General features: G+C 34.8%; 14 protein-coding genes. 5 read left to right on the top strand and 9 right to left on the bottom strand.

Annotation, left to right across the window (positions count from 1 at the left end; translation table 11 throughout):
• Positions 1-2: 2 nt before the first annotated feature.
• From HS5_RS12910 to HS5_RS12935, 6 genes are read right to left on the bottom strand one after another with little or no spacing between them, the layout of a single operon-like run.
• Positions 3-170 carry a hypothetical protein gene (locus HS5_RS12910; protein WP_236751775.1) on the bottom strand — a complete coding sequence of 56 codons (168 nt, stop codon included), beginning with the start codon at positions 168-170 and terminating at the stop codon, positions 3-5.
• Complete coding sequence (locus HS5_RS12915; protein WP_236751776.1) at positions 160-801, bottom strand: V-type ATP synthase subunit D; 642 nt, start codon at positions 799-801, stop codon at positions 160-162. The genes HS5_RS12910 and HS5_RS12915 overlap by 11 nt, the downstream gene beginning before the upstream one ends.
• The gene (locus tag HS5_RS12920) at positions 798-2,198 is read right to left on the bottom strand and encodes a V-type ATP synthase subunit B (RefSeq protein ID WP_236751777.1); all 1,401 of its coding nucleotides are present in this window, start codon (positions 2,196-2,198) and stop codon (positions 798-800) included. The genes HS5_RS12915 and HS5_RS12920 overlap by 4 nt, the downstream gene beginning before the upstream one ends.
• On the bottom strand, positions 2,198-3,970 hold the full coding sequence (locus HS5_RS12925; RefSeq protein ID WP_236751778.1) for an ATP synthase subunit A: 1,773 nt from the start codon (positions 3,968-3,970) through the stop codon (positions 2,198-2,200). The genes HS5_RS12920 and HS5_RS12925 overlap by 1 nt, the downstream gene beginning before the upstream one ends.
• On the bottom strand, positions 3,960-4,550 hold the full coding sequence (locus tag HS5_RS12930; RefSeq protein ID WP_236751779.1) for a V-type ATP synthase subunit E: 591 nt from the start codon (positions 4,548-4,550) through the stop codon (positions 3,960-3,962). Before HS5_RS12930 ends, HS5_RS12925 begins: the two co-directional genes overlap by 11 nt.
• Before the next feature lie 6 nt (positions 4,551-4,556).
• On the bottom strand, positions 4,557-4,859 hold the full coding sequence (locus tag HS5_RS12935; protein WP_236751780.1) for a V-type ATP synthase subunit F: 303 nt from the start codon (positions 4,857-4,859) through the stop codon (positions 4,557-4,559).
• A 64-nt stretch (positions 4,860-4,923) separates the two neighbouring features.
• On the opposite strand from HS5_RS12935, the gene HS5_RS12940 reads away from it, so the two are divergent.
• A complete protein-coding gene (locus HS5_RS12940; RefSeq protein WP_236751781.1) occupies positions 4,924-7,089 on the top strand; it encodes a V-type ATP synthase subunit I in 2,166 nt (721 codons plus the stop codon).
• On the opposite strand, the gene metG is transcribed toward HS5_RS12940, so the two are convergent.
• Positions 7,067-8,785 carry a methionine--tRNA ligase gene (gene metG / locus HS5_RS12945; protein ID WP_236751782.1) on the bottom strand — a complete coding sequence of 573 codons (1,719 nt, stop codon included), beginning with the start codon at positions 8,783-8,785 and terminating at the stop codon, positions 7,067-7,069. The genes HS5_RS12940 and metG overlap by 23 nt on opposite strands.
• A 52-nt stretch (positions 8,786-8,837) precedes the next feature.
• On the opposite strand from metG, the gene HS5_RS12950 reads away from it, so the two are divergent.
• On the top strand, positions 8,838-9,770 hold the full coding sequence (locus HS5_RS12950) for a DNA primase regulatory subunit PriL (RefSeq protein ID WP_236751783.1): 933 nt from the start codon (positions 8,838-8,840) through the stop codon (positions 9,768-9,770).
• On the opposite strand, the gene pgsA is transcribed toward HS5_RS12950, so the two are convergent.
• Positions 9,740-10,315 carry an archaetidylinositol phosphate synthase gene (gene pgsA, locus HS5_RS12955; RefSeq protein ID WP_236751784.1) on the bottom strand — a complete coding sequence of 192 codons (576 nt, stop codon included), beginning with the start codon at positions 10,313-10,315 and terminating at the stop codon, positions 9,740-9,742. The two genes, HS5_RS12950 and pgsA, sit on opposite strands and share 31 nt — an antisense overlap.
• Before the next feature lie 52 nt (positions 10,316-10,367).
• Here pgsA and HS5_RS12960 point away from each other — a divergent pair, with 52 nt between their 5' ends.
• From HS5_RS12960 to HS5_RS12970, 3 genes are read left to right on the top strand one after another with little or no spacing between them, the layout of a single operon-like run.
• Positions 10,368-10,682 (top strand): hypothetical protein, encoded by a 315-nt coding sequence (locus HS5_RS12960; protein WP_236751785.1) that lies wholly within the window; start codon positions 10,368-10,370, stop codon positions 10,680-10,682.
• A gap of 21 nt (positions 10,683-10,703) precedes the next feature.
• Positions 10,704-11,189, top strand: coding sequence for a protein-lysine N-methyltransferase (locus tag HS5_RS12965; RefSeq protein ID WP_236751786.1), 486 nt, complete (start codon positions 10,704-10,706; stop codon positions 11,187-11,189).
• The gene (locus HS5_RS12970; RefSeq protein ID WP_236751787.1) at positions 11,186-11,626 is read left to right on the top strand and encodes a DUF2286 domain-containing protein; all 441 of its coding nucleotides are present in this window, start codon (positions 11,186-11,188) and stop codon (positions 11,624-11,626) included. The genes HS5_RS12965 and HS5_RS12970 overlap by 4 nt, the downstream gene beginning before the upstream one ends.
• Before the next feature lie 7 nt (positions 11,627-11,633).
• Here HS5_RS12970 and HS5_RS12975 read toward each other — a convergent pair whose 3' ends face one another.
• The gene (locus tag HS5_RS12975; RefSeq protein WP_236751788.1) at positions 11,634-14,252 is read right to left on the bottom strand and encodes a DNA-directed DNA polymerase I; all 2,619 of its coding nucleotides are present in this window, start codon (positions 14,250-14,252) and stop codon (positions 11,634-11,636) included.
• Positions 14,253-14,287: the final 35 nt, after the last annotated feature.

Consider the following 14,287-nt stretch of genomic DNA (forward strand, 5'->3'; position numbering starts at 1 on the left):
AATTATTTTGATACTTCCTTTAAAGCCTTTCTCTTAATGTCTTCTAGTTGTTTTTCCTTATTCTGTATAAGCTCATCAAACTTCTTCTGTAACTGAAGATAACTTTCCTTCTTCCTTTGATCTAGAATTGTCTTTATGTTATTCAAGTATTTCTCAGCTTCACTCTCCACTTTCTCTCCTCCTCTCAAGTATTTTTCTTGTAATTTTAAGCCTTACGAATTCCTCTCTAGCTTTATCATCTAAAACCGATTTTATGTATTTCACAGAACTTCTATAGAATGGAAGAATAGAAGTATCTATAGCATTTATCAACCTTTGCGTTCTCCTCAATTCCGCAGCTAAAGATCTAATAGTTGATTCTAACTCAACTAATTGAACGACCTTAAGTAGCGTATCTCTCATTTCATCATAAGCCTCAGAAAGATAAGGAGAAGTTTCAACTTCGCTAAAGGGTTTCTCTGGAATAGAACTCTCATTAAGTTGAATAACAGGAATTTTAACTCCAAAAATAACCTTCAATGAACTGGATACCGAGAGGGAATGAGATTGAGAATCTGCAATTTTTTCAATAGTAGTCATTCCTTCATCAACAACAGCCTGCATATAACTATTGTAAGTCTTCTTCAAAGCTTCGTTAACTTCATTATATAGTTTCTCATATTCTGCCGCATAAGTCCTTAAATAAATAAGTAAAACTTCTCTTTTGCTTTCCAACAGTCTTTTTATTGTTGATACTAGCTTTAACTCACTCTTAAACCTAATAAGGTTCAGCTTAGTGGGTAAAACCTTATTTGAACTCATTTCTTACCACGATATGTCGGAAGGTACTTCTTAATGTATGCATCTTTTATGTTAGTCAATTCCCTCTCAGGCAATATAGATAATATATCCCATCCTATATCTAGAGTAGTCTCTATATCCCTATTCTCATTAACTCCTTGATTTACAAACTTTCTCTCAAACGCATCTCCGAACAGCAAATACTTTCTATCAGTTTCTGATAAGCTGTCCTCTCCTATTATTGCAGCAAGACCTCTAGTATCCACAGCCTTTGCATAGGCTGCAAACAATTGGTTTGCAACGTCCTTATGATCGTCCCTAGTTTTTCCTTCTCCAATTCCATCTTTCATTAGTCTGGATAAACTCATTAGCACATTAATAGGGGGATAAATTCCTTTATTGTACAAGGATCTATCTAGTACTATTTGACCTTCAGTTATATAGCCAGTTAAGTCTGGAATAGGGTGTGTCATATCGTCATTAGGCATCGTTAATATTGGCATTTGAGTAATGGAACCTTTCTTCCCCCTTACTTTTCCAGCTCTCTCATATATTGTTGCTAAATCAGTATACATGTAACCTGGGTATCCTCCTCTTCCAGGTACTTCCTCCTTTGAGGCGCTTATTTCTCTCAGAGATTCGCAATAGTTTGTCATATCAATCAATATAGCAAGGACATGCATGTCCTTTTCAAAGGCTAAGTACTCTGCTAAAGTTAATGCTGTTCTAGGAGTCAAAATCTTAACTACTGGAGGTTCATTAGCTAACGTCATGAACATTGCTACTCTGTTTATTGCACCGGTTTCCTCGAAGAATTTTCTAAAGAATAATGCATCATCATACCTTATACCTATTGCTGCAAAAACTACTGCGAAGTTGCTTTCTTCTCCCCTTACAGTTGCTTGCTTAGCTATTTGAGCAGCCAATGTATTTGCAGGTAATCCGCTACCGCTGAAAATTGGTAATTTTTGTCCCCTCAGTAGTGAGTTTAACCCATCAATTGCAGATATTCCTGTCTGGATAAATTCTTCGGGATAATCTCTAACTGCAGGATTTATTGCTGAACCGTTAATATCTCTCTTCTCTCCAGTTATTATCGGAGGGCCGTTATCTAAAGGCTCTCCTAATGGATTAAATACTCTACCCAGCATCTCATCTGAAATCTTGACTTCTAAACCTCTGCCCAAGAATTTAACGTCAGTACCAGTAGGGGATATTCCAGTAGTTCCTTCAAATACTTGTACTACTGCCATTCCTAATTGACTATCTACTACCATTCCTCTCCTTTTTTCGCCGTTTTCCATTTCAATTTCCACTAACTCGTTGTATCCTGCGTCAGTTACTCCTTTAACTACCATTAAAGGTCCTTTAATCATTGATATATTAGAAAATTCCCTTACGTTAAGAGTGGTTTCCATTAACTACTCACCTCTTTTGATAACTGTTCAAATTGTGACCTTAATGTTTTTTCCAGATCATCATATTTCTCTAACGCACTGTCCGGAATACTAGCCTTAGATCTGATAATATCTGATACTACTTTTATGTTATCTATTATTTTCTTAACTGAAACTCCTTTTTCTACTAGTGGTGATGCAAGGCTGTTATACAAGTAAATTAATTTCATTATCCTAACTTGCTTCTGCGGAGAAGAGAAAGCATCAATATCGTCAAAGGCGTTCTGCTTTAAGAAAGCCTCCTTTATTAGCCTAGCAACTTCTAAAACTAACTTATCTTTCTCTGCTAGAGACTCTGGACCAACTAATTTTACTATTTGTTGTAATTCGTTCTCCCTTATCAAGGTTTTTACCATAAATTCCCTCATTTCCTTCCATTGAGGATCTACGTTGGTATTCCACCATTTGCCTACTAAATCAACGTAAGCTGAGAATCCTTGTAACCAGTTAATTGCAGGGAAGTGTCTTGCATGAGCTAAAGATACGTCCAATGGCCAGAACACTCTAACAAATCTTAAAGTATTGCTTGTAACTGGCTCAGTAAAGTCTCCTCCTGGCGGAGATACTGCTGAAGCTAACGTTACTGAACCAGATCTTTCAGGATTACCTAGAGTTATTATTCTTCCAGCTCTTTCGTAATATTCTGCTAATCTTGAGGGTAAATAACTTGGGAATCCTTCTTCTGCAGGCATTTCCTCCATTCTACCTCCTAGATCTCTCAATGCTTCAGCCCATCTAGTAGTTGAGTCTGCTACAACTAAAGTGTCATATCCTTGGTCTCTAAAGTACTCTCCTAGTGTTACACCTAGATAAATGCTAGCCTCTCTAGCTGCTACTGGCATATTACTTGTATTTGCAACCAATATTGTTCTTTCAAGCAGAGGCTTTCCAGTCCATGGATCTTTCAAAGTCGGAAATGATCTTAATTCATCAGTTAATTCGTTTCCTCTTTCTCCGCAACCTACATATATAACTAACTTTGCTGAACTCCACTTTGCCAGACTCTGCAAAGTTACGGTCTTTCCAGAACCAAAAGGACCAGGTATCGCGGCAGTTCCTCCTTTAGCTAAAGGAAATACTGTATCTAAAACTCTTACTCCAGTTAACAAAGGCTCTGAAGGCTCCAGTTTTTCTTTATAAGGTCTAGGAATTCTTACGGGCCATCTATGCATCATCTTTAATGAAACTTGATCACCATTCATGTCTACAGTTGCTATAGTATCTTCTACCGTATAATCTCCTTCAGCAACTATTTCTTTTACCTCACCATGACGATCTGGAGGAACTAATATTTTATGCTCTATTAACGAAGTTTCTTGAACAATGCCTAATATATCTCCAGGAGATACTTTATCGCCTTTCTTGACTTTAGGAACGAAATGCCACTTCTTTTGTCTGTCTAAAGGAGGTATCTTTACTCCTCTATTAACAAAAACAGATCCTGTAGCTTCCACAATAGTACTTAGAGGTCTCTCTAACCCGTCAAATATCTTGCCTAATAATCCTGGACCTAATTCTGCTGATAAAGGTCCTCCAGTATTGTAAACTGGCTCTCCAGGCTTAACTCCGCTAGTATCTTCATAAACTTGAATAAAAGCTCTATCTCCTTCTATTCTTGTTATTTCTCCTACAAGCTTTAATTCTCCTACTTCTACTACTTCGTACATTTGAGAATTTTTCATATTATCTGCTATAACTAAAGGACCGTTTACTCTAACTATCTTACCTACCATTTTCACCACCAAATAATATTTCTGCAACTTTAGGTTTAACTGATTCAAAAACTTGACTTAATATAAGATTTAACGAATAATCCCTTATTAGTCCAACGTCAGAATAATAAATTTTTATGCCTCCGAGTAAATTATTATCAACCTCAACGTCTGCGTTTAATTTACTATCTTTAAGAATCTTCTTGATAAGATCTATGTCACTCTTATTGCATATTATCTTAACTTTGTTACCAGGTGAAATTTCTCTTTTTATTATTGACTGTAAGCCGTCCGCATACTCCTTAGAAGAAGTTACTACACTAATGTTCTTTACTACCTCGTCATAAACCTTCTGTAACCAGTAATTCTCCTCATTTAATATTGCCCTCTTATTTTCCACATCAAGTTTAGCTTTCTCTCCTTCTATTTGCTCCTTTCTTTTTGCAATCAAATCTTTTATCTTCTTATCGTAATCAGAAAGTATATCATTATACTTGTTATCAATTACTTTATTAGCCTCAGCTAAGGCTTGTTCTAAATTTTCCCTTATATCTTCCATAACTTTTTTAATAGCATACTCTAATAGATCGTTTAATTCCATCCCCTTTCACCCAAAGCCTAATGCTCTTAAGATCAATTTTTTCACATCCATAGGTTCAGCTTCACTATAAGGAGAAGGAATTACTGTAATTAAAGGTTTTGTTTGAGAAGATATAACAGCATCAAGCTTTTCCCTAACGGGATCGTACAAATCTTTAGTAATTAAAACTAGATCAACATCCTCCATTTTTCTAACATTTTTTATCTCATCTTCTAACGCATAAGGATCTTCTACAACTTTTCCTTCAGCTCCCATCATTCTAAACAAAGATACCGTATATCTATCTCCAAGAAGCAAAATCTTTCCCATGCTCTCAAATCTGTAATGTAGATTAAATATTTTAATTATTGCTCATACTCTATATCGAGCTATATTGATTCTTCCCGAGAAGATGAGTAGGGTACAGATTTTAGCTAATAAAGAACTCTTAAACGACGTAGTTACTAAACTTTTAAAATTTCAGAATTTCGAGCCTGAAGAACCTGAAGAGCCTATCTCTAATGAAAGATTTGAAGATGCTAGAAGAAGACTCGGAGTAATACAAGAGCACTTAAACAAATTCCAAATCATTATGGACTTAGCAGGTGTTACAATAGAAGCAAAGGGGAAAATGAAACCTGGAGATTGGAATAAAATTGCAGATGAAGTAGATGCAGAGGCTTCTAAAGAAGAAGACAGATATAAGGATTTACTAGAGGAAATAGGTAAAATAAAGAGCGAGTTGGACTTATATAGGGCACAGTTAAACGAAGTATTGCCATTTAAAGATATAACCGTTGATTTGAATAAATTATACAATTTAAAATTATTTGATATATATTTACTTACGGTTCTTCCAAATCAATTGGATAAATTAAAGTTTGATAGCACACTTACTCTAACTAGAAAAATAAATGAGAAAACTTACGCGGTAATTCTCATCTCACGTAAAAATACGTTACAAAAAGAGAAAATAGAAAAAGAAATAGGAGCAAAAGTTTTCGAAACACCAGAAGGAAAATCGCCTTATGAAGTTTATAATGAAGTGCAATCCAAAATTAACGAGTTAACTAAAATCCTGGAAGAAACTAGAGCAAAATTGAAGGAAAAATTAAGAGCATGCGAAAGTTATGTGAAGGAAATTTACGGAAAATTACTTACAATAAGAGACGCTTTAACTATCGTATCAAGAGCCAGAGTCTCAGAGTTTTATGTGCAGATTGAAGGTTACGCTCCGACAAAGTTAGTTAAAAAAATTAAGGAACAATTAAAAGGAGAAGCTTTCATCACAGAAAGAATGCCTAGAAGATATGGAGAAAAGGATAAGCCTCCAACATTGATAAGCCTCCCTAAAAGCATTAGAGTAATAGAGTCTGTAGTAGAACTTTACGGTACACCTTCATATTGGGAAATTTCTCCGATTATATTCCTCATATTCACTTTCCCAATCCTATTTGGGTTAATGTTTCCAGACTTCGGTAACGCTTTAGTAGTCTTTCTTTTTGCAGTTTGGTTTTACAAATATGGAAAAAGAAAAGGTAGTGAAAATACAGAAAAACTTAGTCTCGTATTAATATATTCAAGCATTGTTGCAATGATTACGGGATTGCTAGCTAGAGAATTTTTCGGTCCAGTATTAGTAGGAGGACCCAGGGAAGTATTTAACAGCAATAAGTATCCTGTAGGACCTTTATACCACATATGGCCAGTTCCGGTAAGCGTTTCTAACTCACTAGAGTATTTAATACCCTTTGGTCATTATTCCATTTTATCTACAGAGATTGAAGATACAATGATATTATCAATATTTATAGGAGCACTAGCATTGTTCGTAAGCTCATTACTTGGCGTAATTAATGCAGTAGATAAAAAAGACCAAGAGTTCTTATTATATGAAAAATTACCGCTGTTAATACTTTATACAGTACCGCTTATACTATTTGGATATGGATTTATTGATATAACTGATTATTTCGGGAAGGTAGAGTGCTTACTGGGTGGCTTGCTTACAAACATATTCAGTTTTCCGCCAAATCTTTCAACACCAACATATACTTTAGCATACATACTCATATTATGGGTTGAAATAGGATTAATTTACAACTGGATAAGTAAGGTAATCCTAATAAAAAGACATGAAGGTCACGTAGGATTAGGAGCTGCAATAGGTATGGGTTTTATAGAAGGAGGTTTCGAAGCCGGAATATTATTACTCTCCAATACTATATCATTTATAAGAATTTTAGTGTTCGCATTAGCTCATTATTACTTACTTTACGCATTTAGCTATATGGGGCTCTTAGTATTGTATAGTTCAGTTCCTTATGCAGCAGCAGTCATAATAGCAGGAATAATAATAGCATTAGGTAACTTACTGGCAATAGCATTAGAAGGTTTAATAGTATTTATACAAGATATGAGGCTTCACTTCTATGAAATGTTCAGCAAATTCTACGAAGGACAAGGAAGACCGTTCATGCCTGTAATGAATTATGTAGAATTAGAAGAAGGAGAAAAAGAGGTAGCGAGAAAAGAAGCTATCGAAGTAAAGGCGGCCTAATATTGTCTAAGTCTTTTCTAATTATCTCTAATTTTTCACTAAGTTCTTTTTCAAAATTGGGATCTATTTTCTTAAATATCGGTGAAGCTTGTTCTACCTTATGATTATGATCTAATATGAATTCTCCTGCAGAGTCCCATTTTTCATTATCGATGTCCTTAAATCCTAACTGATTATAAATTTTCTCAGCTGACAGTGGAATTATTGGATAAAGTAAGATTGATAAAGCTCTCACAGAATTTGATGCTATGTATAAAGTGTTCTCAGCAATCTTAATGTCGCTTTTAACTTTATCCCAAGGTGCCTTCAGATTAAGGTAAGCATTGCCTTCCCTCGCTATCCTTATTATTTCATCACTTCCTGCCTTCAATTTACCTTTCTCAAAAAGCTGAGAAACTCTTACAGGAGCATTCTTAACTAGCTCTATGAATTTCCTATCTTCATCGTCAAGTTTATCCTCATTAAAGTTTGGAATATATCCTTTAAAGTACCTGTTTACCATGGTTATAACTCTATTAACGTAGTTGCCTATATCATCATTAAGCTCAGTATTTATTATTCTAATAACTTCCCTCCATAAGAAGTTTGTATCCTTCTCCTCTGGTCTTAATCTTATTAGTATATATCTCCAATAATCTACATCCATTAACTTTGGTGCTTCATCTATCCATATTCCTATTCTCCTGCTTTTACTGAATTTTTGCCCTTCATACATCAAATACTCTGTTGATGATATAACTGAAGGCAACTTGTATCCCTTATTAGACGCCATAAGCATTGCTGGGAATATAACTGCGTGAAATGGTATGTTATCCTTTCCTATAAAGTAATAACTCTTGACATCGGCGCCAAACCAGAACTCCTTCCATTTATCCGGATTTCCGTTCTTCTCAAAGTATTCTATTGTTGCAGAAATATAACCGAGCAAGGCCTCAAACCACACGTAAATGGTTTTACCTTCAGCACCTTCAAAAGGTGCAGAAATCCCCCAAGACGTGTCTCTAGTTAAGCTTCTAGGCTTAAGTCCCTCTTGAATCCAGCTTAATGCTACAGATTTTACATTTTCTGGCATGTCCTTATTGTTTTCCAGCCATTCCTTCAGTTTATCAGAAAATTGACTTAAGTCAAAAAACCAATGCTTTGTCTCCTTTATTACTGGCTTTGAACCGCATATTGCGCATCTAGGATTTATTAAGAGAGTTGGAGAGAGTAATCTCCCACATCTATCACACTGATCTCCTCTAGCGTCTTCATAACCGCAGTAGGGACAAGTGCCTTTTATAAAACGATCTGGCAAGAATATTTTATCATGCTCACAATAGGGCATTTCTTCTTCCTGAACTTTGATATAATCTTGAACACTTAGGAGGAATTCCTTTACGAATTTCTTATGGATCTCAGACTCAGTCCTTGTATAATTATCGTAACTTATTTTCCAAACTTCTAAAAATAACTTCTTATCGTACTCATGAGCCTGGTTGGTTAAATCTTTAGGATTAACCTTTCTTTTTATTGCCTCAACCTCTATAGGAGTACCGTGCTCATCGCTTCCGCTTACAAAAACTACATTATCTTTACCGTACTTTAATCTAGCATATCTCGCAAAAACATCTGCAGAAAGTACTGAACCTATTAAATTTCCTAAGTGCGGTACTGCTTCTACGTATGGCCAAGCTGAGGCTACATAAACTTTCATAGGTTTAATAAGCACAGTTGATTTATAAAAAGTTGCGAGAATAAATAGAAGTGTGGCAATAGTAAATACTGAAGCTTATCCGTTTAGAGTAAGTTTAGAGCAAGTTCTCTCTAGGTTTGGTGGATTATCATTTTATGATGTAATTTCAAATAATGGAGATACGATAAAAGAGGCTAAGGAAAGGATAAACGACATAATCAAGGACAAAGAAATAAAGCATTATAAGGATACTAAAAATCCTCAGTTACTTTTCTATTCAGTGCTTTTGATACTTTCAGTACTAGGAGACAGAAAGATTGCAGGAAAAGTATGCAGAAAAGAAGCCGAACTTTTTACCGAAGATTTAGAAAAAGAGGATGAAGAGAATCTGCTTGAAATGGCTAAATTTCTAGGAATAAAAGTTGAGAAAAAGAAGACTGAATTTCATGTTACAAAAGGTAAAGTAACTTTAAACTATGCTATTCATTTTATAGACTACTTAAGACTTACAAAAAATCTTAGAAAAAATTCAAATTTTTCATTATCCTCAAGGATACTCAAAGACGGATATGTCTTTATAGATAGAAAAACAATGTTAAGCCTAATAAAAGAAGTGATTTACGAAAAAATGATAAATCTAGTAAAGCCTATTCCTTTATCGGAAATTCCAGATACAATAAAAGACCTACTTTTATTAAGGAAAGGCATCACACCCCCTTGTATTTCTGAACTGTTTAAAAAAGAGAAAAATAATGATGAAGAACTAAAAATCCTCACAGTCTATATGATAGATACGGGAAGTAGCTCTGATTCAATACTAACAATGTTGAAGAACAAAGGCGTTCAGAACCCGGAAGATTTCTTAAACCATTTTGTAAAAGATAGAAAAACCAGATATATAATCTATAACTGCGATAAGCTGAAGAAGATGAACTTATGTGTTTCAGAGTGCGGTGTTAGAAATCCTTTACAGCTCTATTTTGGCAAATTAGCTAATACAAGCTGAAACCTTTGAATTACTGTTACTATAGATAATAAAATAAAGATATAAAAAATGTAAATTGTGAAATGAAAATTAATAAAAAGCAAAATAAGTATAAGTAAAGTAAGGATTATCCTTTCTCCTCTCTCAATTATACCCCTACCTTCAGCTTTAATACCCAAAGCCTCAGCCCTTGCTCTTAAATAAGGAATAATTAACGATATTCCCACAAGTAGAGCTACCAGAATTGGTTGGAAATAGAACGCTAAAGAACTTAAGAAAAGAGTATCCTCAATTCTATCAAGAGACGAATCAAGAAACGCACCTTTACTACCTGCACTACCTGAAATTCTTGCAATTTCTCCGTCCAGTGCATCAGAGAAAGATGATAAGGCTACTAATATAGCACCAAAAAGCGGATTCTTTGTTAAGTATATTACAATAAAATAAGCTATTGAAAGAACTAAGCCGAGAACTGTAATTTCGTTAGCTCTTATACCTAGTTTTACTAATGCAGTAGCTATAGGCCTTAATACTTTTTTACTTTCCTTCCTTAACCTCGTAATCATTGTTACCACTACTGTTTTAAACCAGTTTCATGAGATTGAGTGTGAGATTGATATGAAAGCTAAAAAATTAATCCTCGTGACGTCAGAAGCACATCCAATGCATAAAGCTTTCGTAAATGTAACAGATCAGCTATCAAAAGAACTGGGAATTGAAAAGGAAGTTAAAATGGAGGATTACTCATTTTTAGCAGATTACGGAGAAAAGGATGACCTAGGAATGCCCTGGTTGCCTCAACTGCTCGTTGAATTAGACGACGGCAAAATAGTCCCAGTCTTAACAAAAATGCCGTTAGGAGCAGATTTGAAAGCAGACTCAGCAAAGGGTAAGGAAGAGGCTCTAAATAAAATAAAAAGCCTAACTTCATAAACATTATTTGAAGTGGTAAAAATGACATACACACCACATGTTCCATATGTACCTACACCAGATCCAGTAGTAAGGAAAATGTTAGAAATAGCAAAGGTAGGACCAGAAGATATAGTATATGATTTAGGCTGTGGAGACGGGAGAATTGTAATAACTGCAGCAAAAGACTTCAATGTAAAGAAAGCAGTAGGAATTGATATTAACGATGAAAGAATAAAGGAAGCTTCAGAGAACGTTAAAAAGAACGGTGTAGAAGGGAAAGTAACGATTGAAAAAGGCAACTTTTTTGATATAGATTTATCAGAAGCAACAGTAGTTACAATGTTTTTACTAACAAACGTTAATGAAATGCTTAAACCGAAATTAGAAAAAGAGCTCAAGCCAGGAACAAGAGTAGTTTCACATGAATTTGAAATGAGAGGTTGGACACCCAAAGAGGTTGTGAAAGTTGAAGATGGGAACATGAACCATATTGTTTACCTTTACGTTATAGGTGAACATAAGTGAAAGTTATAATCCTGAAGAGTGAAAACGGTAAAATAACCTCAGAAAAATCGACAGAAGGAGATCTTGCAGAAGTAGTAAGAAATACTGCTATTGAAGCTTTAAAGGAATGGAACGAGCTTACATCAGATTTCATAATAATGAAAGACTCTCAAGAAGTAAAATTACCTTTACCTCTAAAACCTGATGTTTACGAGGCAGTAAAGAACTTCTTAGCCGGAAAGGAAAAATCTGCAGCAATATTAAAGATACCAGTATTTATTATAAGTTATGATAATATATGGCAGGAAGAGAATTTCCAAGATAAGAGAGTTTATGTCGTATCTTATTACTTAAATGATGATCTTAAGAAAGATTTAATCGAATATGCTCAAGGAGTTACATCAGAAGAAAAGCCTCAAGAAACTGGAGAAGACGAAGGAGAGGAAGAAGAGGAATAAAACTTTTTTAAAATTTAAAGAATGTATCAATAGATATTGTTGATGCTATTTCATCCCAACTAATTCCTAGCGATTTCAATAACTGCTCAAAAGTGCTTTTTACTGCATCGTAATATTTATCTAGATCAATTTCTGTCAACTTAGCTAACTGTACAGGCTTAACTCCTTCTTTACTTTTAACTTTAACGAATAATATCATATCCCTAGGTAGTACTTGAATACCTAAAGCTCTTAACTGCATTGCAGCTTTTACGTGTTGAGGAGTATTCTTAGTATATGAATCTAAATCCTTAGAAAGCATCACCCTAAAGGCAAGCTCATCAAGATTATATTCCTTATTCTTTAACCCTTCATAGACATTCTTTATTTTTTCACTAATTTCCTTCTTTACCTTCTCCAAATCTGAAGGCGAATTTATTGTACCCATTAAATCTTTAACTTCCTTAAAAGCACCTTTCAGGAATTCTGGAGTATTTCTCTTTTTAGCTAACATTCCTTTTATATCAAATGTAGAATCAGTAAATATTCCAAAATAATTCTTCTTTAAACCAGAAAATGCAACAAATTTATAACTCTTATCCAACTCTAGATCTAGCTTAAAATTATCCTTAACCCACTTAATTATGCTATTTAATTGGTCCTGTGTTGGTTGATATAAGAATAACGAATCAGTATCTCCGTAAAGTACTCTGGTTCCCACTTCTTGAGCCCTCTTAACAGTACTGGTAATTACAAACCTACCTAGAGCAGTAACACTCTCCGCAACTGCAGGTGCATAAAGCGGGAAGCTCTCTGCTCCAAATACTCCGTACGTAGCATTAATAAACACTTTCATACCTCTTTGTACAACTTCATACATCATTTTACGTTCTCCATCTAAATCCTTCTGCTTCGACTTCTTCTTATAGATCTTAACTCTAAAATCCCTAAGTAATCCAGTAATAACTGCAGTTATTCCTGGCCTATCCATGCAGACGTGATGAAGGACTTGCCCCGTTTCATCTTTCACATCAAATACGTTTTTACATTCTGCAATATCTACAGTCTCATAACTTAAATTCCACGTCCTAATGATTGAAGGATACAGTGAAGCAAAATCTAAGACAGTGACACTAAAGAAAACTCCTACCGGTGGATCAATCACTACAGCACCTTTATATCCTTTACCTTTAATTATTGCAGATGTCCTTAATGTAGAAGACCTTTGTAAAATCTCCTCTTTTAGTGGAATTAGCCAATTTCTCCTTCTATGTTCCCAATAGTAGAGGTTCTTTACCCAGGCTGAGATTTCAGTCCTGGTTAATTCTTCTATTCCAAGCTTAGATATCCTTGCAAAAAGAGCTATCAATTTCCAAGTTAAATCGTTATTAAAAGTTGTTAGCTTCAATGTAATTTCCGAATCTCTGAAGTTGTACTGAATTAATTTTGAAATATCTAAGTCACTAATTACGCTATCTACCTTTACTTTAGACATACCGAGCAAAGCGCTAGCCACTGCGTCTAAGCTATATTCACTGTACTTACCTTCAAATGCATAATTCCTTACTGCCTTATTAAAGAAGAACCTATAAAGATCTACGTGAAAGCCCGGAAGGAATTTAGTTTCCCTACTTCCAATGTCAAAAGGAATTTCCTCTGGGTAGAACCCCAACTTTAAAGATCTGAAATAAATGTAAGGAACATCAAAGTCATCGCCGTTAAAAGTTAAGAGAAGTGGATAGTTTCTTACTATATCAAAAAACCTCAATAGCATTTCTCTTTCAGTTTTGAATTTCTCTACGGATATTCCCTCATTATTTGTATTACCCTCACTTACATCTTCCCTTTCTATTATAAGGACTTTTTTCAGACCGTCACTTCCAGCTAAGGATATGCTTATAATCGGGAATTCTGCCTTATATGGGTCTGGAACCCTGCCTTTCATCGGAGTAAATACTTCAATATCTATAGCAACTCTCTTAATTGATGGTATATCAGACTCAAAAAGAGGAGCCCATTGCAATGCCATTTCTTTGGTAACTTCGTCAGAGTCCTGGAATGCTTTAGTCACCTCATCAGTATCAACTTTAGGAGTTATTACTTCTAATCTACCTTTACTCACTTTATAAGGCATTCCAGGAATTAACTGCATATCATAAATATAGTTATTGAAATATTTTATGTGAGCTTCGTAAGCCTTTGGTACATAATTTCTCATTCTTTTAACTGCTAAAGGATCTTTAACTACTATCTTAGTCAAAGTAATAGGCTTCCAAGTATAAGGATCAATTTTACTTACGACTTCTAGATGGTCAAAGGATGGATCCCTTATTATTTTAACCATTTTTCTAACCTTCTCAGGATCTAAGTCAACTAGAAAGTAAGATTTATGTCCGGTATTATCGTAAAGTATCGCGGCTTCCTGACTCTCAGGATCGTACAATTTCATTACAGCCTTTCCCTTTTTACCATCATAATCAACGCCTAGCAAGTAGTAAGTCCTACCTTCCTTAGCTTCTTTAATCCATTCTATTTGACCTCTCTTATTCTCAACTTCAAACTGTTGTACCTCTCCTTCTTCCTTCTCAGCACTAGGTTTTGAATCCTGCTTAATTGAGAAATCAAAGAGCGTAACTTGTTTTGCCACATTATATAAAATAGAAGAAATACTCTTTAAGCATT

This window comes from Acidianus sp. HS-5 (assembly GCF_021655615.1).
Taxonomy (GTDB): domain Archaea; phylum Thermoproteota; class Thermoprotei_A; order Sulfolobales; family Sulfolobaceae; genus Acidianus.